The organism is Dickeya chrysanthemi NCPPB 402 (assembly GCF_000406105.1).
Lineage (GTDB): Bacteria > Pseudomonadota > Gammaproteobacteria > Enterobacterales > Enterobacteriaceae > Dickeya > Dickeya chrysanthemi.
Genome location: NZ_CM001974.1, coordinates 2,711,580 through 2,734,624, shown reverse-complemented (window position 1 = coordinate 2,734,624; position 23,045 = coordinate 2,711,580). Strand labels below are relative to the sequence as shown.

At 55.1% G+C, this 23,045-nt stretch carries 21 protein-coding genes and 1 pseudogene; 15 read left to right on the top strand and 7 right to left on the bottom strand.

The features are described 5' to 3' along the window. Nucleotides 1-27: 27 nt before the first annotated feature. Nucleotides 28-465, top strand: a complete 438-nt coding sequence (slyA, locus tag DCH402_RS12240) for a transcriptional regulator SlyA (protein WP_012769444.1) — start codon at nt 28-30, stop codon at nt 463-465. 399 nt (nt 466-864) lie between these two features. Here the strand turns inward: slyA and DCH402_RS12235 are convergent, their stop codons facing one another. After that, on the bottom strand, nt 865-1,332 hold the full coding sequence (locus DCH402_RS12235; RefSeq protein ID WP_040001322.1) for an outer membrane lipoprotein: 468 nt from the start codon (nt 1,330-1,332) through the stop codon (nt 865-867). Nucleotides 1,333-1,671: 339 nt separating this feature from the next. On the opposite strand from DCH402_RS12235, the gene anmK reads away from it, so the two are divergent. The 5 genes from anmK to pdxY all read left to right on the top strand — a co-directional run bounded on the left by anmK (nt 1,672) and on the right by pdxY (nt 6,535). Further along, nucleotides 1,672-2,784, top strand: coding sequence for an anhydro-N-acetylmuramic acid kinase (gene anmK, locus DCH402_RS12230; RefSeq protein WP_040001321.1), 1,113 nt, complete (start codon nt 1,672-1,674; stop codon nt 2,782-2,784). A 106-nt stretch (nt 2,785-2,890) separates the two neighbouring features. After that, nucleotides 2,891-3,199: an MliC family protein gene (locus DCH402_RS12225; protein WP_040001320.1), complete on the top strand. Its 309-nt coding sequence runs from the start codon at nt 2,891-2,893 to the stop codon at nt 3,197-3,199. Nucleotides 3,200-3,345: 146 nt separating this feature from the next. Next, nucleotides 3,346-4,044 carry a pyridoxamine 5'-phosphate oxidase gene (pdxH, locus tag DCH402_RS12220; RefSeq protein ID WP_226051158.1) on the top strand — a complete coding sequence of 233 codons (699 nt, stop codon included), beginning with the start codon at nt 3,346-3,348 and terminating at the stop codon, nt 4,042-4,044. Between the two features lie 138 nt (nt 4,045-4,182). Further along, on the top strand, nt 4,183-5,460 hold the full coding sequence (tyrS, locus tag DCH402_RS12215; protein WP_040003564.1) for a tyrosine--tRNA ligase: 1,278 nt from the start codon (nt 4,183-4,185) through the stop codon (nt 5,458-5,460). 214 nt (nt 5,461-5,674) lie between these two features. After that, entirely contained in the window at nt 5,675-6,535 is an 861-nt protein-coding gene (gene pdxY, locus DCH402_RS12210) for a pyridoxal kinase PdxY (protein WP_040001319.1), read from the top strand. Nucleotides 6,536-6,604: 69 nt separating this feature from the next. Here the strand turns inward: pdxY and gstA are convergent, their stop codons facing one another. Continuing rightward, nucleotides 6,605-7,219, bottom strand: a complete 615-nt coding sequence (gene gstA / locus DCH402_RS12205) for a glutathione transferase GstA (RefSeq protein WP_040001318.1) — start codon at nt 7,217-7,219, stop codon at nt 6,605-6,607. A gap of 449 nt (nt 7,220-7,668) precedes the next feature. On the opposite strand from gstA, the gene acnA reads away from it, so the two are divergent. Both acnA and DCH402_RS12195 read left to right on the top strand, forming a co-directional pair. Continuing rightward, entirely contained in the window at nt 7,669-10,362 is a 2,694-nt protein-coding gene (gene acnA / locus DCH402_RS12200; RefSeq protein WP_040001316.1) for an aconitate hydratase AcnA, read from the top strand. 191 nt (nt 10,363-10,553) lie between these two features. After that, entirely contained in the window at nt 10,554-12,173 is a 1,620-nt protein-coding gene (locus tag DCH402_RS12195; RefSeq protein ID WP_040001315.1) for an ABC transporter substrate-binding protein, read from the top strand. Between the two features lie 44 nt (nt 12,174-12,217). Here DCH402_RS12195 and ribA read toward each other — a convergent pair whose 3' ends face one another. Next, entirely contained in the window at nt 12,218-12,811 is a 594-nt protein-coding gene (ribA, locus tag DCH402_RS12190) for a GTP cyclohydrolase II (protein ID WP_040001314.1), read from the bottom strand. A 256-nt stretch (nt 12,812-13,067) separates the two neighbouring features. Here ribA and pgpB point away from each other — a divergent pair, with 256 nt between their 5' ends. From pgpB to yciH, 5 genes are all read left to right on the top strand, one after another. Next, entirely contained in the window at nt 13,068-13,841 is a 774-nt protein-coding gene (gene pgpB, locus DCH402_RS12185) for a phosphatidylglycerophosphatase B (protein WP_040001313.1), read from the top strand. 247 nt (nt 13,842-14,088) lie between these two features. Further along, nucleotides 14,089-14,397, top strand: a complete 309-nt coding sequence (locus DCH402_RS12180) for a LapA family protein (RefSeq protein ID WP_040001312.1) — start codon at nt 14,089-14,091, stop codon at nt 14,395-14,397. A gap of 11 nt (nt 14,398-14,408) precedes the next feature. After that, nucleotides 14,409-15,578 (top strand): lipopolysaccharide assembly protein LapB, encoded by a 1,170-nt coding sequence (gene lapB / locus DCH402_RS12175; protein WP_027711790.1) that lies wholly within the window; start codon nt 14,409-14,411, stop codon nt 15,576-15,578. A gap of 178 nt (nt 15,579-15,756) precedes the next feature. Then, entirely contained in the window at nt 15,757-16,491 is a 735-nt protein-coding gene (gene pyrF / locus DCH402_RS12170) for an orotidine-5'-phosphate decarboxylase (RefSeq protein WP_050583367.1), read from the top strand. Next, on the top strand, nt 16,491-16,817 hold the full coding sequence (yciH, locus tag DCH402_RS12165; protein ID WP_040001311.1) for a stress response translation initiation inhibitor YciH: 327 nt from the start codon (nt 16,491-16,493) through the stop codon (nt 16,815-16,817). Before pyrF ends, yciH begins: the two co-directional genes overlap by 1 nt. A gap of 81 nt (nt 16,818-16,898) precedes the next feature. Here yciH and osmB read toward each other — a convergent pair whose 3' ends face one another. Beyond that, nucleotides 16,899-17,114, bottom strand: a complete 216-nt coding sequence (osmB, locus tag DCH402_RS12160) for an osmotically-inducible lipoprotein OsmB (protein ID WP_012769460.1) — start codon at nt 17,112-17,114, stop codon at nt 16,899-16,901. A gap of 330 nt (nt 17,115-17,444) precedes the next feature. Here osmB and araD point away from each other — a divergent pair. After that, nucleotides 17,445-18,139: pseudogene (gene araD / locus DCH402_RS12155) on the top strand (L-ribulose-5-phosphate 4-epimerase). A 153-nt stretch (nt 18,140-18,292) separates the two neighbouring features. On the opposite strand, the gene DCH402_RS22630 reads toward araD, so the two are convergent. Further along, complete coding sequence (locus DCH402_RS22630; RefSeq protein WP_161624074.1) at nt 18,293-18,463, bottom strand: hypothetical protein; 171 nt, start codon at nt 18,461-18,463, stop codon at nt 18,293-18,295. A gap of 35 nt (nt 18,464-18,498) precedes the next feature. Here DCH402_RS22630 and kdgT point away from each other — a divergent pair, with 35 nt between their 5' ends. Next, nucleotides 18,499-19,512, top strand: coding sequence for a 2-keto-3-deoxygluconate transporter (gene kdgT, locus DCH402_RS12150; RefSeq protein ID WP_040001309.1), 1,014 nt, complete (start codon nt 18,499-18,501; stop codon nt 19,510-19,512). Nucleotides 19,513-19,624: 112 nt separating this feature from the next. Here kdgT and DCH402_RS12145 read toward each other — a convergent pair whose 3' ends face one another. Next, on the bottom strand, nt 19,625-21,691 hold the full coding sequence (locus DCH402_RS12145; protein ID WP_040001308.1) for a carbon starvation CstA family protein: 2,067 nt from the start codon (nt 21,689-21,691) through the stop codon (nt 19,625-19,627). 393 nt (nt 21,692-22,084) lie between these two features. Next, nucleotides 22,085-23,002, bottom strand: coding sequence for an aldo/keto reductase (locus DCH402_RS12140; RefSeq protein WP_040001306.1), 918 nt, complete (start codon nt 23,000-23,002; stop codon nt 22,085-22,087). Nucleotides 23,003-23,045 lie beyond the last annotated feature (43 nt).

The window sequence follows — 23,045 nt, the reverse complement described above, 5'->3', positions numbered from 1 at the left end:
TTAGTATGCTAACTATAAGGAGAAGTGATGGAATTGCCGTTAGGTTCTGATTTAGCCCGGTTGGTTCGTGTATGGCGTGCTTTGATTGATCATCGATTGAAGCCTCTAGAGCTCACTCAGACACACTGGGTCACATTGCATAATATTCACCAACTGCCTCCAGGGCAGTCCCAAATTCAGCTTGCCAAAGCGATAGGAATAGAACAGCCTTCGCTGGTGCGTACATTAGATCAACTGGAAGACAAGGGGTTAATTACCCGACACATTTGCGCCCATGATCGACGTGCCAAGCGAATCTTGTTAACAGATATGGCGGATCCTATCATCCAGGCCGTTAATGATGTTATTGATCAGACGCGCTGTGAAATATTAAATGGCATTACCCCTGAGGAAGTGGATGAGTTAGCCACTATTATCTCTCGACTGGAAAAAAACATATTGGCATTACACGAGAGCCAGTCTTAATTAATAGAAAGTAAATGTCCTGGTAGTCGAATTCGAATTTCAGGAAATATATACCCAAAATAATTCGAATTGCAGGATAAAACGCTTGCGTGTTGAGCAATGCGTTAGCTCTTCAGGGTTAAGGTGCGTTATCGGCCTTTAACGCGGCAATCGAGTGAATTTCAAGATGCTTACGCTCGGTAAGCGACTGAGATAATGTACAACGCGGTGGGAGCAGTGTTGTATCGATGTGTCGCAGCCCTGAAGGGAGCAGCCCAAGGATGAGCAGAGCAATACGGCAATGATCCTGCAATTCGAAGCATGGCGTATAGAGTATGAATGACGATGTAGCTGAATGTTCGCGCCGAATAGATGACATAAAAAATCACCACCCATTGGGTGGTGATTGATAATTGAATATTAACGAGGAGATACGGTGATGGCGCGGCCATTGCTGGCCATCGCTACACGTTGACCCGCGTGGAATTTAGTATCGCCTTGTTTTTGTACCACCATGATAGTGCTGCCGTCGTCTTTACGGATTTCCAGCTCAACACCCTGAACGCGGTTAACCGCGCCTTCAACACTGTTGCCGGCAACGCCGCCCGCCACTGCGCCTGCTGCAGTTGCCAGATTGCGGCCAGTACCGCGACCGATGGTGTTACCCACCAATCCCCCCAGTACGGCGCCACCGATAGTGCCGATGACATTATTTTCTTCTCCAGCCTGGATTTGCACCGGGCGGGTGGAAACGACGGTACCATAAGTTACGGTTTGAACTTGCTTGGCCTCGGATGCACTGTAAACGTCTCCTGACAGGGTGCTGGTATTGGCGCAACCAGCCAGTGTGATACCTGCTAAAGTGATCACGAGAAAACGTTTCATCATAGAAAGACTCCTGTTATAGCTGTGTCTGTGTCGGGGGCGCAGCCTAAGCCGACGAATTATCTCTTTGTCGCACTATGGCGTGGTCTAACGCACCATTCTACTGTTTCGATTGACGTTAAGGATAGAATAGCGCGACTAAATTGATAATAAACGCGTTATAAAGTTCCTTGTGAATGTGTTTTTTCTGAAAAAACCGGTGAATGCGATGGGGTACTTGTACTGGCATCCGACTGACAAAAAAGACAAAATTGAACCCGATACACCGTTGACCAACGAGATGCGCCTGGCGGATGAGGTCATGGCGCGACAGTCGGTCATTGACATAACAAAGGTAACCCCATGAGGTCTGGAAGATATATTGGCGTGATGTCCGGCACCAGTCTGGATGGTATCGATGTGGTGCTGGCCGCCATTGATGAGCACACCGTGGCGCAGCAAGCCAGTTATTGTCATCCGCTGCCGCCGGCGATTCGCCAGACGATACTGAGCATGAATCAAGGGCAGGCAGTGACGCTTTCCGAATTGGGGAAGCTTGATACCCGGCTCGGCGCGTTGTTTGCCGAGGCGGTACAAGCGCTGTTGCGTCAAACCGGTTTAAGCGCCAGCGAGATCACCGCGATTGGCTGCCATGGACAGACCGTCTGGCATGAGCCGGATGGCGATGCGCCTTGTACGATGCAGATTGGCGATTGTAATCGTATCGCCGCCGTCACCGGCATCACAACCGTCGGCGATTTCCGTCGCCGCGACATGGCGTTGGGGGGGCAAGGGGCGCCATTGGTGCCGGTATTTCATCATGCATTGTTGCAGCATCCGGTAGAGCGGCGAATCGTACTGAATATCGGCGGCATCGCCAATATTTCGGTGTTGGTGCCGGGGCGAGCGGTAAAAGGTTATGACACCGGGCCCGGCAATATGCTGCTAGATGCCTGGGTGTGGCGTAATCGGGCTCTGCCCTATGATAAAGATGCGGCCTGGGCACTGACTGGTCAGGTAGATAACGCGTTATTGAGTCATCTCTTGTCCGACCCTTATTTCGGGTTGCCGGCTCCGAAAAGTACCGGGCGCGAATATTTCAATCTGGCGTGGCTGGAAAGGCAATTGGCGGTGTTTCCGCGTTTACGACCGGAAGATGTTCAGGCCACGCTGGTGGCGTTGACGGCGGAAACCATCGCCGGACAAGTCTTACTGACCGGCGGGTGTGAACGTGTGCTGGTATGCGGCGGTGGGGCGCGTAACCCATTGCTGATGAGCCAACTATCGGCGCGTTTGCCGGGTATTGAAGTTTGCACGACCGATAATTTCGGTATCCGCGGCGATGATATGGAGGCGCTGGCATTCGCCTGGCTGGCGTTTCGCACCTTGTCCGGGCTGCCGGGTAATTTACCGTCGGTGACCGGCGCCAGCCATGAAACCGTATTGGGGGCGATTTATCCGGCGATGCCGGTGTAATCGGATTTTGCCGAGAGGTCCGCCAGCGCTCTGTTGATAGACTTCTCCGTTATTGGATTTACTCGGGTGGGATGCCCGAATCCGCGTATAACAGGAGGAGAATAGAATGAAATCACTGCTGATCACCGGTGTATTACTACTGCTAAGCGGCTGCGCCCAACTGATGCCGGCGGCGAAACCGCAAACCTTGCACTACCGGTGCGGCACCATGCCGCTTACCGTTACGCTTAATCCCGGCCCGCAGGGTGACAGTGTGACGTTCCTGCTGGATGGCGAATCTCACACGTTGCCCCAGGTGCCCGCCGCGTCCGGCACGCGTTACAGCGATGATCGCTATGCTTTCTGGAGCAAGGGAAATCAGGCGTTTATCGTACGAGGCGATAGAATCATCGTTAATGACTGTGTACTGGAGTGAACCGTTTTCTATGTTGTTGCAGACCTATGTTGTTGCAGGTCTATGTTATTGCAGGTCTATGTCGTTGCAGGCGTTGAGATTTAGCCGGTGCGGGCGCAAAATGGGCCATTCCCCTTTCTCGCCCGAGTAGGCAACGGCAGGATTGCATGACCACCGAAAACGATAATGCCCGCAACAAGGTAGCGCTGGCGCCTGAACAGGCCGCAAGCGTCGATATCGCTGATTTGCGACGCGAATATACTCAAGGCGGCCTGCGCCGCCGGGATCTTACCGACAACCCGCTCGACCTGTTTGAGCGCTGGCTGAAGCAAGCCTGTGAAGCGCAACTGGCTGATCCTACCGCGATGTGTGTCGCAACGGTCGATGAGCAGGGGCAACCCTATCAGCGTATCGTGCTACTGAAACACTATGATGAAAAAGGCATGGTGTTCTATACCAATATGGGCAGCCGTAAGGCCCGGCAGCTTGCCGTTAACGCCCGCATCAGTTTGTTGTTCCCCTGGCATATGCTGGAGCGGCAGGTCATCGTCCTGGGCAAGGCGGAAAAACTGCCGATGCTGGAGGTCATGAAGTATTTCCACAGCCGTCCGCGCGACAGCCAGATCGGCGCCTGGGTTTCAAAGCAATCCAGCCGCATTTCCGCCCGTAGCATGCTGGAAAGCAAATTCTTCGAAATGAAGCAGAAATTTCAGCAAGGCGAGATTCCGTTACCGACCTTCTGGGGTGGGTTTCGCGTCACTGTCGAATCAATGGAGTTTTGGCAGGGCGGCGAACATCGTCTCCATGATCGCTTTATGTACCGGCGCGAGGGCGATGGCTGGACAATTGACCGGCTGGCGCCGTAAATCACCGCAATTTGTTGCGCTAAGCGCTGGCACTCCCGGTGTCGGCGCTTTATTCTATGTCACCCTGAATTTTTTCTTTCGCCAAAGCGGCGAAAAGTCGTGTACCGGCAAAGGTGCAGTCGTTTATACATGGAGACTTTGATGGCAAGCAATCTGATTCAACAATTGCAAGAGCGGGGCCTGGTGGCTCAGGTTACGGACGAGGGCGCGTTAGCAGAGCGACTGGCGCAGGGGCCAATTGCACTGTATTGCGGCTTCGACCCGACCGCCGACAGCTTGCATTTGGGACATCTGGTGCCGCTGCTGTGCCTGAAACGCTTTCAGATGGCCGGCCACAAACCGGTAGCGCTGGTTGGCGGCGCAACGGGATTGATTGGCGACCCAAGCTTCAAAGCTGCCGAGCGTAAGCTGAATACCGAAGATACGGTGCAGGAATGGGTAGAGAAAATCCGTCGTCAGGTCGCCCCTTTCCTGGATTTCGACTGCGGCGATAACAGTGCCGTAGCGGCCAATAACTACGACTGGTTCGGTTCCATGAACGTGCTGACGTTCCTGCGTGATATCGGCAAGCACTTCTCCGTCAACCAGATGATTAACAAAGAAGCGGTTAAACAGCGTCTGAATCGGGATGATGTGGGTATCTCTTTCACCGAGTTTTCCTATAACCTGTTGCAGGGCTATGATTTCGCCTCGCTGAATGCGCTGCATGGCGTGGAATTGCAGATCGGCGGTTCCGATCAATGGGGCAATATCACCTCCGGGATCGACCTGACCCGTCGTCTGCATCAGAAGCAGGTGTTCGGTTTGACGGTTCCGCTGATCACCAAGTCCGACGGCACCAAATTCGGTAAAACCGAGAGCGGTGCGGTATGGTTGGACCCGAAGAAGACCAGCCCGTACAAGTTCTATCAGTTCTGGATCAACACTGCCGACGCCGATGTGTACCGCTTCCTGAAGTTCTTCACCTTCCTTGACATTGATGTCATCAATGCGTTGGAAGAAGAGGACAAAAACAGCGGTGTAGCGCCGCGCGCTCAGTATGTACTGGCGGAAGAAGTGACTCGTCTGGTGCATGGCGAAGAGGGGCTGGTGGCGGCTAAACGCATCACCCAGAGTCTGTTTAACGGTAATCTGAGTGACCTGACCGAAGCCGATTTTGCTCAATTGGCGCAGGATGGCGTGCCGATGGTTGAGCTGGCGACCGGCGCGGATTTACAGCAGGCGCTGGTTGATTCCGAATTGCAGCCCTCGCGCGGGCAGGCACGCAAAACCATTGCATCCAACGCGATCACTATCAACGGTGAAAAACAGTCTGATCCGGAATACACCTTTACGGATGCTGATCGTTTGTTTGGCCGTTACACCTTGCTGCGTCGGGGTAAGAAAAACTATTGTCTGGTCTGCTGGAAAGACTGATGGACTTACCGAAGGGAGCGGAATGCTCCCTTCGTTTTTAGGCGCCTCTCCACAGAGGGGGATAGCCTGACAGGTTACACCAGGTAATACCGTATCAGCCATACCATGGCGGACGGGATAACAGCATTACGCTGTTCGATAAGAAACGGTTTGATAACCCACAGTATATAAAGACAAATACATCGCATTTGAGCAGGCAAGGGTAGTCATTTTCATGAAAAACATACTGTCGATTCAGTCTCACGTGGTTTTCGGTCATGCCGGCAACAGCGCGGCGGAATTTCCCATGCGCCGGATGGGCGTCAATGTCTGGCCGCTGAATACCGTGCAATTCTCTAACCACACGCAATATGGGCAATGGACTGGCTGCGTTATGCCTGCTGAGCACCTGACGGAGATAGCTCAGGGCATCAGTAATATTGATCATCTTAAAGATTGCGACGCGGTGTTGAGTGGCTATATCGGTTCGCCGGAACAGGGCGGCCATATTCTGGAGGTGGTGCGCCGGGTGAAAGCGGCGAATCCACGAGCCATTTATTTTTGTGACCCGGTGATGGGCACGCCGGAAAAAGGCTGCATTGTGCCGGCAGGTGTGACCGATTTTCACTGCAACCAGTCATTGCAGGCGAGCGATATGATTGCGCCCAACCTGCCGGAACTGGAGCTGTTGAGCGGCTGCACGATTCACACGCTGGAAGAGGCGGTACAGGCCAGCCGCGAGCTGTGCCAACGAGGGCCGAATCTGGTACTGGTCAAGCACTTGAGCCGCGCGGCTACCCGCCAGGATAGTTTTGAAATGCTGCTGGTTACGCCGGAAAGCGCCTGGCATATTCAGCGCCCGCTGGTGGATTTCGGCCCGCGCCAGCCGGTCGGTGTAGGCGACCTGACCAGTGGTTTATTGCTGGTGAACTTGCTGAAAGGGGCAACGCCGCAGCAAGCGCTGGAACACACGACGGCAGCGGTATATGAAGTGATGCTGGTGACGAAAGAGATGGCGCAGTATGAACTGCAACTGGTGGCGGCGCAGGAGGGGATCGTGCAGCCACGTCACCATTTTCAGGCGGTTCGTCTTTAGTCTTTTTTATCGCTACGAGATCAACAACGGGGCTATGGCCCCGTTGCTTTTCATCTGGCGTGCGACATATCAGAATTTAACATCAAGCCCTTCCGCCGTCAGTGCTTTCTCTACCGCCGGCCGTCCAGAAACACGCTCCAGATAAGCCGTCAACGCCGGGAACTGAATCAGGTCGAACTTCAGATCGTGCGCCCAGCGAGAAATGGTGAACAGGTAAGCATCCGCCACGCCAAACCGATTGCCCACCAGATAATCGTGCTCGCTCAGTACCTGATTCAGGTAACGGAAGCGCTGCTCCAGATAGCTTTTCAGCAAATCTTTGTACAGCTCCGGCGTGCCGGGGCGTAACAGGGGACTAAAGGATTTGTGCAGTTCGGTAGAGATATACGCCAGCCACTCAATGGCTCGGTAATGGTGAATGGTGCTGGATGGCGCGATCAGATTATATTGCGGCGCTTTGTCGGCCAGATACAGGGCAATCGCAATGTTTTCAGTCAGGATGGTTCCATCATCCAGGGCCAGCGCAGGTACCATGCCTTTTGGGTTGATCTGCAAATAGTCACTTCCCTGTTCGGTTTTCTTGGTACGCAGGTCGACGTTCACCAAAGTGAACTTGGCCCGGGTTTCATGCAGGATGATGTGAGGAAATAGTGAGCAACTTCCCGGTTTGTAATAGAGTTTCATTCGCCATTCCTTCAGTAAACGTCTTTGCGGTGAATCGTAGTATCAGGTAATAATGTTAGCAACGGTAAGCGTTTTCACACGTTTGTGTGAATTCATATTGCTATAAATCAAATAATCAGGCTGTGCGCGGTATCGCAAGATAAGAGTACTGTGAAATCAACGCACTGCCGATGCCCACCTTTTTCCCGATAATTCGTGTCCTGAGATAAATCGTTTCCTTGTTTATTGTTATCGGTTGCAAAGTCGGAATGTTCACTCTGGCGTGTGGTTTTATCGGTGTGTTAAAAATGCGTTAACGATGGTTTGTGTTATCTTTAACTGAGTGATGCCTGTCACTGTAAGACGATGCAACGCGGGTGGTTTTCAGGCGTCCGACAAATTCTGCAACCATGTCCGCGTCGTATTCACTGACGTGAGTCCGCTGGGCAGTTGCCTGCCGGGGAGGAACCATGTCATCTCAACCCTATGGCGATGCTTGTCTCGCTACCCTTACGGTCCATAAGCGCACTTATCAATACTGGAGTTTACCGCTGGCGGCACAATGGCTGGGGGATCTTGATCGATTACCCAAATCGCTAAAGATTCTGTTGGAAAATCTGTTGCGCCATCTGGATGGCGACACGGTGCAGGATGCCGACCTGCAAGCGCTGGCGGACTGGCAACGCGATGGTCACGCGGATCGCGAAATCACTTTTCATCCCGCCAGAGTGTTAATGCAGGATTTTACCGGTGTGCCGGCGGTGGTAGATCTGGCGGCGATGCGTGATGCGGTGCAGCGATTGGGCGGAAAGGTCAGCCGGGTGAACCCATTGACGCCGGTGGATCTGGTCATCGACCATTCGGTCACGGTGGATCATTTCGGCAATGAACATGCGCTGGAAGAAAATACCCGCCTGGAAATGGTCCGTAATCATGAGCGTTACGCCTTTTTGCGCTGGGGGCAGAAAGCCTTTCGGCATTTTCGGGTGGTGCCGCCGGGCACGGGGATCTGCCATCAGGTCAATCTGGAGTATCTGGCGAAAGCGGTCTGGAGCAGCCAGCAAGATGATGTGTTGCTGGCTTACCCGGATACGCTGGTCGGCACCGATTCGCACACCACCATGATCAACGGACTCGGGGTTCTGGGCTGGGGCGTTGGTGGTATCGAAGCGGAAGCGGCGATGCTCGGGCAGCCGGTATCGATGCTGATCCCCGATGTCGTCGGCGTGCGGTTGAGCGGCCGATTGCGTGAAGGTATCACCGCGACCGATCTGGTGTTGACTGTGACTCAGATGCTGCGCCAGCACGGCGTGGTGGGTAAATTTGTTGAGTTCTTCGGCGAGGGGCTCGCCCATCTGCCGCTGGCGGATCGCGCCACGCTGGCCAATATGGCGCCGGAGTATGGCGCGACCTGCGGCTTTTTCCCAATAGATGACATCACGCTGGATTACCTGCGGCTAACCAACCGTGGTGATGAGCAGATCGCGCTGGTGGAAGCGTATTGCCGCGAGCAGGGATTGTGGCGTCATGCGGGGGATGAGCCACGTTTTAGCAGTGTGCTGGAGCTGGATATGACGAGCGTTGAAACCAGTCTGGCCGGCCCTAAACGTCCACAGGACCGGGTAACGCTGCCTGAAGTGCCGCGTGCGTTTAACGCCAGCCGGGAACTGGAATTGACGACGAAAACCAGTGCAACCACCGTTGCCTCAACGGCGGAAAAAGACCCGGCGACGCCACTGGCGCCCGGCGCGGTGGTGATTGCCGCCATCACTTCTTGTACCAATACCTCGAACCCCAGCGTGATGATCGCGGCGGGATTGCTGGCGCGTAATGCCGTCGAGCGCGGGTTGAAGGTCAAACCCTGGGTGAAATCCTCGCTGGCGCCCGGATCGCGGGTGGTTTCAGACTATCTGGAGCTGGCCGGGTTGACCGAACCACTGGCACAACTGGGCTTTTATCTGGTGGGATACGGTTGCACTACCTGCATCGGTAATTCCGGGCCGCTGCCGGAGGCCATCGAAAGCGCGATTCGTGAGGATGATCTCACCGTGGCGGCGGTGTTATCCGGTAACCGTAACTTTGAAGGGCGCATCCATCCGCTGGTAAAAACCAACTGGCTGGCCTCGCCACCGCTGGTGGTGGCTTACGCGTTGGCTGGGAACATCGCGCTGGATCTGACTCGCCAGCCGCTGGGCGAGGACACACAAGGGCAGCCGGTCTATCTGCGTGATATTTGGCCGTCTGCCGATGCGGTGGCGGATACGGTGCAGACGGTGAGTGCCGGTTTGTTCAGCAAAGCCTATGCGTCGGTATTTGACGGCACGCCCGCCTGGCAGGCGATCGAGGTGGGTGAGGAACCGACCTACCGTTGGCCGGCCGATTCCACCTATATTCGACGTACGCCATTTTTCGACCCTATGCAAAAAGCGCCCGCGCCGGTGCAGGATATCTGTGGCGCACATATTCTGGCAATGTTGGGTGATTCGATCACCACCGATCATATCTCGCCGGCAGGCAGTATCCGGCCTGATAGCCCGGCTGGCCGTTATCTGCAGGAGCACGGCGTGGAGCCGTCGGCGTTTAATGCTTACGGCGCGCGGCGCGGCAACCATGAGGTGATGATGCGCGGCACTTTTGCCAATGTACGCATCCGCAACGACATGGTCCCGGACAAAGAGGGCGGCTTTACCCGCCATGTACCGTCGCAGTCGGTCACGACGATCTATGACGCGGCGGTACGCTACCGTGAACAGCACATACCGTTGGCGGTCATTGCCGGTAAGGAGTACGGTTCGGGTTCCAGCCGGGACTGGGCGGCAAAAGGTCCGCGCCTGCTGGGCGTGCGGGTAGTGATTGCCGAGTCGTTTGAGCGTATTCACCGTTCCAACCTGATTGGCATGGGCATTTTGCCACTGGAGTTTCTGAATGGCGAAAACCGCAAAACGCTGAATTTGACCGGTGACGAGCAGATTGAGATTCGTAATCTGTCAGATCTGACGCCGGGGGCGACGGTTGCGGTGACGCTTACCCGTCCGGATGGTGAGCCGTTGATCATCCAGACCCGCTGCCGCATTGATACCGGTACCGAGCTGACCTATTTTCGCCATGACGGCATCCTGCACTATGTTATCCGCCGTATGCTGGGTGATTCACAGCATGTCTGACGCTGCTGACGCTTGAACGGTCGGCTTCCCCACCCGCTATCAGCCTCTAACCCGAGGCTGATTTTTTGCCATCGTGGCACCGCCGCGGGAATTATGCCATGTTTCCTTGTACTGATCGCACAGATGCAGTATTAGTGAATAATGGCTTAATGCCATGATCCATAAAATAAAATTATATAGGAGCATATGGAATGACAATAGACAAGGGTTGGCTGGCATCCATCCTGGGTGCGTTGAGTTTTGCTGCGGTTTCGGTACAGGCGGCAGTGGTGCCTGCCGGTGTACAACTGGCGGATAAGCAGGAACTGGTGCGTGCCAACGGTTCCGAACCGGCATCGCTGGATCCGCACAAAGTGGAAAGTGATGTGGAAGGTAACCTCACCCACGATTTTTTCGAAAAACTGATATCGGTGCGTGATGACGGTACGGTAGTGCCCGGTTTAGCCGAACGCTGGGAAAATAAAGATAACCAGGTCTGGACGTTCCATTTGCGTCCGGGGCTGAAATGGTCTGACGGCAGCCCGATTACCGCGGATGATGTGGTGTTCAGTTGGCAGCGTCTGGTCGACCCTAAAACCCTGTCGCCGTACCAGACGTATGTCGGCAGTATGCATGTGTTGAATGCCGGCGACATTATCGCGGGCAAAAAGAGCCCGCAAGAGTTAGGCATCAAGGCGCTGGATCCGCAGACGGTACAGGTTACGCTGGATCAGCCGTTGTCTTACTTCCTGCCGATGGTGGATCACTATGTGATGGTCACCGTTCCTAAAGCCGCGATTGAGAAATTAGGCGACAAGTGGACCCAAACCACTCATTTTGTCGGCAGCGGGCCGTTTGTGCCGGTCGAATGGGTCGTCAATGAGCGTATTACCGCCAAGCGCAACACGAATTACTGGGATAATGCCCATACGGTGCTGAACAAAGTGACCTATTTGGTCATTGTTTCCAATACAGCAGAGGTGAATCGTTACAAAGCCGGGGAAGTGGATGCCACCTATACCATGCCCAACCAGTTGTTTAAATCGTTGCAACAGGAATTGCCGAATGAAGTGAAGGTTTCACCGTTTCTCTCGACGTATATCTACCGCTTCAATACCCAGAAACCGCCGTTCAATGACCCGCGTGTAAGACGCGCGTTGGACCTGGCGCTGGATAAGGGGGTGATTGCCGATAAGGTCCTGGGGCAAGGGCAGGTCCCGGCGTATAACTATGTGCCGCGCGGTATGGCCGGTTATACCAGCAACCAGCCGGAATGGGCGAGCTGGACGCAGCAGCAGCGTAATGCCGAAGCGAAAAAGCTGCTGAAAGAAGCGGGCTTTGATGAGAGCCGCCCGCTGAAATTCCAGTTGCTGTACAACACGTCCGAATCGCATCAAAAGATCGCCATCGCCGCCGCCTCGATGTGGAAGCAGAATCTCGGCGTGGAAGCCACGTTGATGAATCAGGAGTGGAAAACCCTGCTGGATACCTCACGCATCGGTAACTTTGAGTTGGTGAGGGGGTCTTGGGGAGCCGACTATAACGAGCCGTCGACCTATTTTGATACCCTGCGCGCCAATGACAGTAATAACAGCGGCAAGTTTAATGACAAAGCCTACGACGACGTGCTGGACAAAGCGGTGAAAGCATCGTCGCTGGACGAGCGCAACGTGTTTTATCATCAGGCGGAGGCTATCCTGCAACAGCAGATGCCGCTAATCCCGATTTACTACTATGTGCGCAGCCAGATGGTGAAGCCGTATGTGGGCGGGTTTAAGCCGGATTTGAAAGGGGATTACTACAGTAAGGATATCTACATCATCAAACATTGATGACGACACGCCAGGCGGATGACGTCTGGCGTGTAATGATATGGTTATTTGCTATCCAGCAGATGGCCCATTTTAGCGGCTTTGGTCGCCAGGTAGTGTTCGTTTTTTGGGTTGCGGCCGACAATCAGCGGTACGCGCGCTACGATATTGATGCCCGCTTCGCTCAGGATAGCCACTTTCTTCGGGTTGTTGGTGAGCAGGCGAACCGCTTGCACGTTCAATAATTTAAACATGTCGGCGCACAACGTGAAATCGCGTTCGTCGGCGGCAAAGCCCAGTTGATGATTAGCCTCGACCGTGTCGGCGCCTTGATCCTGCAAGGCATAGGCACGGATCTTGTTCAACAGGCCAATATTGCGTCCTTCCTGACGGTGATACAGCAATACGCCACGTCCTTCTTCGGCAATGTGATTCAACGCTGCTTCCAACTGAAAACCGCAATCACAACGCAGGCTAAACAGTGCATCCCCGGTCAGACATTCTGAGTGTACTCTGGCCAGTACCGGTTCGGGACTGGAAATATCACCGTAAACCAACGCCAGGTGATCGCGCCCGGTCGCTGTTTCCTCGAATCCTACCATCAGGAAATCGCCCCACGGGGTGGGTAGTTTGGCTTCCGCCACCCGTTTTAGCTGCATGTTAATCTCCAACGCATAAATGATGAATTTCCGCTCCGCACAGGAGGGAAGCCACGTATCGACGCTACCGGGTTACACCGCGGCAGCGGGGTGTTCAGCCGACTCTTTTAACCGGTGACTGAATGGTTCGGGATAATCGTGGTGTTGTTGACATAACTGACAAGCATTTTACGTCATACTGACAACCGATGCCCTCTTTTTTGATAAAATTGTGAAAATTTTGTTCTAATATCCTGCTGAATTATAGGAAGAAGTCATGTACGACCTCGCCAGACGCACCCTGATTGGCACAATATCATTGATGGTGTTGCCCATACTGGTCTGGAGCATCGGATGGCAATGGCAGCCGACCGTATCGGGATGGTGGCTCAACCCCTTATTCTGGATGACGGAAACCGTGTCGGCGCCTTGGGGAATATTGACCAGCCTGGTGTTATCGGCGTGGTTTTTATGGCTATTGCGTTTACCTGCCCGCCAGGCGCTGGTGCTGCTGACGATACTGTTTACCAGCGTAGTCGCGGGGCAGGGGATTAAATCGGCGATGAAAAACTGGACGCAAGAGCCCCGGCCGTTTGTCGTCTGGCTGGAGCAAGCACATCAGGTGGATGACCGTTATTTTTATTCGCTTCCTGTCGATGAGCGCGCCGGCTTGCTGGAGCAGCAACTGCAGCAGGCGTCATCATTGCCGCAGTGGCAGCGTCAGCACTGGCAGGAACAATCGGATTACGCTTTCCCATCCGGCCATGCCATGTTTGCCGTCACCTGGGCGCTATTGGCGGTGGGATTATTGTGGACTCGCCGCCACTACATGACGGTGGCGTTAATCATATTGTGGGCGAACAGTGTGATTGCCAGTCGCTTGTTGCTGGGGATGCACTGGCCACAAGATGTGGCGGCTGCGGCGGTGATCAGCGCCGGCGTGTCGCTGGTTGCTGTCTGGCTGGCGCACCGCTGGTGTGGCCCGCTTCGCGCTACCGGTACGCCGCAAAAGGCAACCGTCTATCGTCGGCCGGCCCATCCGGATGCCTGACGGGCGGGCGCAAACCCTATACCCGAACGAACATACCGCCACTGGCGATGATTATCACGGTGTTCCGCCAGGTTTGCCTGCCGGAGCACCGCATGTTTCATCCTTAAGTGGGTGCGCCGCCAGCCGTTTTTCCCTCCGTGCATCCCGTTAGCGTTTCCCCCCCGATGAGGAAATGTTAAGTTAATAGGGTTCACTGCCGAAATTTGGCATAATTCATCCGTTTAAGGCGATATCACAGGAAGCGAACGTGAAATATATGCTGATTTTTTTTCTGGTGCTGGCGGTATTCATCGTATCGATTACGCTGGGAGCGCATAACGATCAGATGATTACTTTCAACTATTTGCTGGCGCAGGGGGAATACCGGTTGTCTACGTTGCTGGCAATGTTGTTTGCCGCCGGTTTTGCACTCGGCTGGGTGATCTGCGGCCTGTTTTATCTGCGTCTGCGCATTGCGCTGGGGCGCGAACAACGTAAAATCAAACGTCTTGAGCAGCAACTGTCTGCCCCGGAGAGCGCCAGCGGTGCGACCTCCGCTGAGTCCGCTACCCACTAAGGAACCCCCCCATGCTTGAACTGCTGTTTCTGTTGCTGCCGGTTGCCGCCGCCTATGGCTGGTATATGGGGCGCAGGGGTGCACAGCAGGACAAACAGGATGAAACCAACCGCTTGTCGCGCGACTATGTCGCCGGGGTGAACTTTCTGTTGTCTAACCAGCAGGATAAAGCCGTCGAGCTGTTTCTCGACATGCTGAAAGACGATAGCAATACCTTTGAAGCGCACCTGACCCTGGGCAATCTGTTTCGCTCGCGCGGCGAAGTGGATCGCGCTATCCGCATCCATCAGGCGCTTACCGAAAGCGCGTCACTCAGTTTTGAACAGCGCCTGCTGGCGGTGCAGCAACTGGGGCGCGACTACATGGTGGCCGGGTTGTACGATCGCGCGGAAGAAATTTTCAAACAATTGGTGGATGAAGAGGATTTTCGCGTCAGTGCGTTGCAGCAACTGTTGCAAATTCATCAATCTACCAGCGACTGGCCGAATGCCATCGATACCGCTGAAAAACTGGTCAAGCTGGGCAAAACCCAGCTACGCAGTGAAATCGCCCACTTCTATTGTGAACAGGCGCTACAGGCGATGGGCAGCGATGATCTGGATAAGGCCGTGGCAATGTTGAAAAAAGCATCTGCGGCGGATAGCCAATGCGCCCGCGTGTCTATCATGTTGGGGCGTATTTATATGGCGCAGCAGAATTATCCTCAGGCGGTTGCCATGCTGCAGCAAGTGCTTGATCAGGATACCGAGCTGGTTAGCGAAACCTTACCCCTGTTGCAGGAGTGCTATCGTTACCTGCAGCAGCCGGAAGGGTGGGCGGCGTTTCTTCGCCGTTGCGTGGAAGAGAAAAGTGGCTCCAGCGCGGATCTGATGATGGCGGATGTGCTGGAACAGTATGAGAGCACGGAGTCGGCGCAAACCTACGTCACGCGCCAATTGCAGCGACACCCCACCATGCGGGTGTTCCATCGGCTGATTGATTACCACCTGCGTGAAGCGGAAGATGGCCGCGCCAAAGAAAGCCTGTTGGTACTGCGCAATATGGTTGGCGAGCAGATTCAGGCTAAACCGCGTTATCGCTGCCATAAATGCGGATTTACATCGCAGTCGCTCTACTGGCATTGTCCTTCCTGCCGTACCTGGGCCAGCGTCAAACCCATTCGCGGGCTGGATGGGGAATAATTCCGTCCGGGCTCTTTATTAGAGAGCTTTGTTTGTGTTTTTAGTTACAACATGCTTATTGGTGGGCATATTACGTTCTGGTCAGGCGATGGCGCGGTTTGGCATTTACCGGCAGGGGCGGGTAGAATGCGCGGCGGAAATGATTAACTCACTCAGGCTTAACGACGGGAGCACACCAGTGAACGGCCCAACCCCCTCTTCCAATACCCTGGCTTCAGGCTCTCCGATTATTGTGGCGCTGGATTACGCTGAGCAGCGCGCCGCTTACGCATTTGTCGATCGCATTGACCCGAAGGACTGTCGGCTGAAAGTCGGCAAAGAGATGTTCACGCTGTTCGGGCCACAACTGGTCAACGATCTGCAACAGCGCGGTTTTGAGGTGTTCCTCGATCTTAAGTTTCATGATATTCCCAATACCACGGCCAGAGCCGTAGCCGCGGCGGCGGAGCTGGGGGTATGGATGGTCAATGTGCATGCCAGCGGCGGTGCCCGCATGATGACGGCAGCCCGTGACGCACTGGTGCCGTTTGGCGACGACGCGCCGTTACTGATAGCGGTGACGGTGCTGACCAGCATGGATGATGCGGATCTTCAGGGATTGGGGATTAGCCTGTCGCCGGCCGAGCAGGCGGAAAAACTGGCACGTTTGACGCAACAGTGCGGTCTGGACGGCGTAGTCTGTTCTGCCCATGAAGCGCTGAGACTGAAGCAGGTGTGCGGCACAGACTTCCGGCTGATTACCCCAGGTATTCGCCCGGCAGGCAGCGACGCGGGCGATCAGCGCCGTATTATGACGCCGCAGCAGGCACAACAGGCGGGTGTGGATTATATGGTGATTGGTCGCCCTATTACCCAGTCAGCCGATCCGGCGCAGACGCTGAAAACGATCCTGGCGTCGCTGGGAGAGAAATAATGCGTGATGATAACAGTCGCCTGGTGTACTCCACTGAAACCGGGCGTGTCGACGAACCTGTACAGAAAGCCGCTCGCCCGAAGGGGGACGGTATTGTGCGTATTCAGCGTCAGACTAGTGGGCGAAAGGGCAAGGGCGTATGCCTGATTACGGGTATCGATCTGGATGATGCAGCATTGGAGCGGCTTGCGGCAGAGCTGAAAAAGAAGTGCGGCTGCGGTGGTGCGTTGAAGGATGGCGTGATCGAAATTCAGGGCGACAAACGTGATCAACTCAAGCAGTTACTGGAAGCCAAAGGCATGAAGGTTAAGCTGGCCGGAGGCTAAGCCATATCACGCCGCGATAAGCGGTGGAAGCGTTGAAACAGAACAGGCTCCCTCGGGAGCCTGTTTGATTAAGACGATACGTTATTTTGTCGTCTGGTGACCAATAATGCCGCCTACCGCTGCGCCACCAACGGTGCCCAGCGTACTGCCGTTGGTCAACACCGCGCCGCCGAGCGCGCCGATACCGGCGCCGATAGCCGTATTACGCTGACGTTTGTTCATGCCGGCGCAGCCCGCCAGTGTGCTGACTATCACCATCGCCAGCACGGCTGTTGTCAGTTTTTTATTGATCTGCATGGTTTTTCTCCAGTTGTTCATATTTCACGGCTGAGCTTTTCGCCGCCATGAAGAATCTTGTTGTCATGGCATCGTGACGAGTGCGAGTGCCGTGACGCGCTGTGTATATCTGGCTGCCAGTATAATTACCGTCTAAGCGCGTAACAGGTGAAAAACTCTTAATTCACAGTGTGCTGGCGATGTTGTATCCGTCTTTATCAGCCGCGCTGCGCCAGCGTGATCCCTTTTCTGGCGTCCCAGCAGAACACAGCCTGTTTTTCAGCCATTCAGCCCATACCTGTGCCGATAGCCCAACGTGAGAATAAGGTAAATCACACAGGAGAGCAGACGATGTTGGAAGAACTGAAAATTCAGGTGCTTGAAGCCAATCTGGCTTTACCCCGGCATCAACTGGTGACGTTCACCTGGGGGAACGTGAGCGCAGTGGATCGTGAACGTGGCCTGATGGTGATTAAACCTTCGGGTGTGGAGTACGGCATGATGACCGTGCAGGATATGGTGGTGGTGGAGTTGGAAACCGGTAAGGTGGTGGAAGGGCGACGTAAACCCTCTTCCGATACCGATACCCACCGTGTGCTGTATCTGGCTTTCGCATCGTTGGGGGAATTGTCCATACGCATTCCCGACATGCCACTATCTGGTCACAGGCAGGTAAAGATTTGCCGCCGTGGGGGACGACCCATGCCGACTATTTCTATGGCCCCATCCCCTGTACCCGGCTGATGACGGATGAGGAAATCAACGGACGCTATGAGTGGGAAACCGGTCAGGTGATTGTGGAGACTTTCCGTGACCGAGGTCTATCGCCACAAGATATTCCGGCGGTGCTGGTTAATGCCCATGGCCCGTTTGCCTGGGGAACCGACGCGCACAATGCGGTGCACAACGCGGTGGTGCTGGAAGAGATTGCCTACATGGGGATTTTCTCGCGCCAGTTGACCCCAGCGCTGGAACCGATGCAGTCCGTACTGTTGGACAAACACTATCTGCGCAAACACGGGAAGAATGCCTACTACGGGCAATGACTCAATCTGTATCCGGTACAGACATACGCATTCCATTCATCCTCTTTGCCGGGGAGGGCGTTCCCCCTCCCTGAACGCAATAAATAAAATAACGATCTATAAAAATAGAAACATTGTTTTATTTATTTGCAGGCGATCACTTTTATCCCGCAACTAAACGTCTACCTTCAGCACTGAGAAGTGTTTGGCCTGTGTCCTGGAACGGTTTTCTTTGTCGCCGATGAAGTCGTACACGGTTGTGGCACAGCCCGGCCTTCGGGTGGGCTGAACAGGCGTTACCCCGTCATGCTGAAAATCATGGCGGGTAACGCCTGTGTTGCTCATGGTTTCTGTCCCCCCTTCTTCAGGCAATCAATCCTATGCATATCAAGCGTTCTATCGAAAAGATTCCGGGCGGCATGATGCTGGTGCCGCTGTTTCTCGGCGCGTTGTGCCATACCTTTGCGCCGGGAGCCGGCAAGTATTTCGGGTCCTTTACTAACGGTTTGGTAAGCGGCACGGTGCCGATTCTGGCGGTGTGGTTCTTCTGTATGGGAGCGTCGATTCAGTTGAGCGCCACCGGGACGGTATTGCGCAAATCCGGCACGCTGGTCGTGACGAAAATTGCCGTAGCCTGGGTCGTGGCGGCGGTAGCGTCGCGTATTTTGCCGGAGAATGGGGTAGAGGTCGGCTTTTTTGCCGGGTTATCCACCCTGGCGCTGGTGGCGGCGATGGATATGACCAACGGCGGGTTATATGCTTCGATCATGCAGCAGTACGGCACTAAAGAGGAATCCGGCGCCTTCGTGCTGATGTCGCTGGAGTCCGGCCCATTGATGACGATGGTTATTCTCGGCACGGCCGGCATTGCTTCCTTTGAACCGCATGTGTTTGTCGGCGCAGTGCTGCCGTTTCTGGTGGGGTTTGCGTTGGGGAACCTCGACCCGGAATTACGCGAATTTTTCAGCCGGGCAGTGCAAACGCTTATCCCCTTTTTCGCCTTCGCACTCGGTAACACCATTGATTTGAGCGTAATCGGTCAGACCGGGGTGTTGGGGGTATTGTTGGGGATATCGGTGATCATTATTACCGGTATTCCGTTGATACTGGCGGATAAAGTTCTGGGCGGCGGCGACGGTACGGCAGGCATTGCTGCATCCAGCTCGGCCGGGGCGGCGGTGGCGACGCCGGTACTGATTGCGGAAATGGTCCCGGCGTTTAAGCCGGTGGCGCCGGCGGCGACCACGCTGGTGGCGACATCAGTGATTGTGACCTCGGTTTTAGTGCCGATCATCACGGCGATGTGGTCAAAACGTGTCAAAGGCGGCGATGGTGCAGTGCCGCAAGGAGACGATGAGCAGGATAAGGTGGATCGGCAGGCAGTACATCATTAATCACACCACGCCAATCACACCACGCCGTTCACGCCTCCCGACATCAGGGAGGCGTGATCCACGCGAGAAGGGTGTTCGCCTTGTATATCATCCGGTTGCTTATGGATGGACGTCAGCCGTTATGCGTCTCCTGCCGCCATGCCGCCGTGGTTTCATTCGTCGTGGGTTTGTCGCTGTGCAGCGCCCGGCGGATGGCGAAGAACGCGGCGACCAGCATCGTGACCGCAACCAACATAAAGAAACCGCACAGCATGGCGTTGATTTGGTTGCTAAAGACAATCGTCGTCATATCCTGCATGTTTTTGGCCGGGGCGATCAACGTGCCGGATTCAATGCCGGCCGAGAAACGTTTGGCCTGCGCCAGAAAACCAATGCTGGGTTTTTCGTGAAAAATTTTCTGCCAGCCGGCGGTCATCGAGGTGATGAACAGCCAGGCGGTAGGAAGTATCGTCACCCACGCGTAGCGCTGTTTTTTCATCTTGAACAACACCACCGTGCCGAGGATTAGCGCCATCGACGCCAGCATCTGGTTACCGATGCCGAACAGCGGCCACAACGTGTTGATCCCGCCGAGCGGGTCAATCACGCCCTGATAGACAAAGAATCCCCAACCGGCCACCGCCACGGTGGTGCCGGCCATATTCCCCAGCCAGGAGTGGCTTTTGCCCATGTTCGGTACCACTAACCCGGCCAGGTCCTGCACCATAAACCGACAGGCGCGAGTACCGGCATCGACGGCGGTCAGAATAAACAGCGCTTCAAACAGGATGGCAAAGTGATACCAGAATGCCATCATGGCCCGGCTATTAAAAATATCGGTGATGATATGCGCCATGCCGACGGCGAAGGTCGGCGCGCCGCCGGCACGAGACAGAATCGAGGATTCACCCACATCTTTGGCGATGTTGGTCAGATCGGATGGTGTGATGACGAACCCCCAACTACTGATCACCTGCGCGGCGTTTTCTACCGTGGTGCCGATCAGCGCGGCGGGCGCGTTCATGGCGAAATACACCCCAGGGTCGATCACCGACGCACAAATCAGCGCCATGATGGCCACGAACGATTCCATCAACATGGCGCCGTAACCGATAAACCGGATGTGGCTTTCGCGCTCAACCAGTTTGGGCGTAGTACCGCTGGAGACCAAGGCATGGAAGCCGGAGATAGCGCCGCAGGCGATGGTGATGAACAGGAACGGGAACAGGCTGCCGGAGAACACCGGCCCGCTACCGTCGATAAAGCGCGAGACGGCGGGCATTTTCAGTTCCGGCATGGCAAACAGGATGCCGATCGCCAGCCCGACGATCACGCCGATCTTCAGAAACGTGGACAGGTAATCGCGCGGTGCCAGCAATAGCCAGACCGGCAGCACCGAGGCGACAAAGCCGTAAATCACCAGCACCCAGGTCAGCGTTGTGCCTTTCAGCGTAAAAAACGGCCCCCAGTACGGATGTGCGGCGATGTCGCCACCGTAGATAATCGCCATCATCATCAGCACAAAACCGATCAGCGATACTTCGGCAATTTTACCCGGCCGCAGAAAACGCATATAAACGCCCATAAACAGCGCAATCGGGATGGTGGCCGCAATGGTAAACATCCCCCACGGGCTGTTGGTCAATGCTTTGACCACCACCAGCGCCAACGCCGACAGAATAATGATCATCACCCCCAGTGCGCCCAGCATGGTGACCACGCCGGCGAACGACCCTAATTCCTGTCGCGCCATTTCGCCCAGGGAGCGGCCATCACGCCGGGTGGAGATAAACAGCACCAGAAAATCCTGTACCGCACCGGCCAGCATTACGCCAATCAGTATCCACAATGTTCCCGGCAGAAAACCCATTTGTGCCGCCAGAATCGGCCCCACCAGCGGGCCTGCACCGGCAATGGCGGCAAAGTGGTGACCGAACAACACCCACTTATTCGTTGGAACGTAATCCAGCCCATCGTTGTGGCGCTCGGCGGGCGTCAGGCGACGGTCATCCAGTTCAAACACCCGACGCGCAATAAACAAGCTGTAGAAACGGTAGGCGATGCTGTAACTCGCGACCGCGGCGATGACCAGCCAGACGGCGCTGACATGCTCCCCCTGACTCAGCGCCAGCATGGCGAACGCTATCGCGCCCGCGATAGCAACGGCTATCCATATCGACATGTTTTTGATTGTTTTCATCTCACAGACTCCTGACTGGTGGTTATGCCTGGCCGTCGGCAATGTCTGACGGCCTGTCAAGGCGTCGCCTTGCGGCGAAACGGATAACGCGAGACATCATAAATACCGAGCCTCATCGACGTCGGGATATCAATAAATATTGTGATATCAATAAATAACCATAGTGCAGTGATTAATCGGCGTGGTTATGACAAGAGAAAAATGTGAGCAAGAATATATTTTGTCATGAATAAAGTTTTTTGTTTGCCGTCACGGCGGGGAGAGCGAGAGCGGCCGGCATACGGCAACACGACAATGACGACCGTGGTGATGCATCGGCTTGCGGGAAGGTGTGTTGTCACCGGTGGCGAAAAACGGCCCGGCGGACGCCGGGCAAGGGAATGTGAAGGGATATCAGGGCAATTTATTACCGGCGGCGCGGTAGATTTCGTACCACTCTTCGCGGCTGATACGCAGTTCAGACGCCGTGGCGATATCTTGCAGGCGCTGTGGGTCCATACTGCCGACAACCACCTGCATACTGGCCGGGTGGCGCAAAATCCAGGCTACCGCCAGCGCGGTAGTCGAGACGCCGTACTGGCCGGCGATATGGCTCAGCGTGGCATTCAGTTGCGGGAATTTGTCGTTATCTACAAATACGCCGTCAAAAAAACCGTACTGGAAGGGCGACCACGCCTGAATCGTCATGCCCTGCAAGCGGCTGTATTCCAGCACCATACCATCGTGGTGCAGTGATGGCGCGTGGGTCATGTTGACGTTGAGACCCGCGTCGATCATCGGCGTGTGCATGATGCTGAGCTGCAACTGATTGGCGATCAGCGGCTGGCGCACGGCGGTTTTCAGTAATTCAACCTGTAACGGTGCCTGATTACTGACGCCAAAATGGCGGACCTTGCCGCTGGCTTCCAGTTCGTCGAACGCGGCGGCGACTTCATCCGGCTCGCACAGTGTATCCGGGCGGTGTAGCAGCAGGGTGTCGAGGTAGTCGGTATTCAGGCGTTTCAGGCTGCCTTCAACCGCCGCAATAATGTGTTGTCGGGAGAAGTCGAAAAAGCCGGGGCGGATACCGCATTTGCTTTGAATCAGCAGTTGGTCGCGGGGGATGCCCGCCTGACGCACCGCCGCCGCAAACATCTCTTCAGAACGCCCGCCGCCGTAGATATCGGCATGATCGAAGAAATCTATGCCGGCGTCGAGCGCCGTCTGCAGCAAGGTGACCGCTTCCTGCTGCGTCTTGCCCGCCAGCCGCATACAGCCCAGCGCAATGTTCGGGACTGACAGAGTGCTGTTGCCCAGTGTGATTCTTTTCATGTTCACCTCTCCGTTATGTCGCAATATCGTGTAGGGAAAGGGG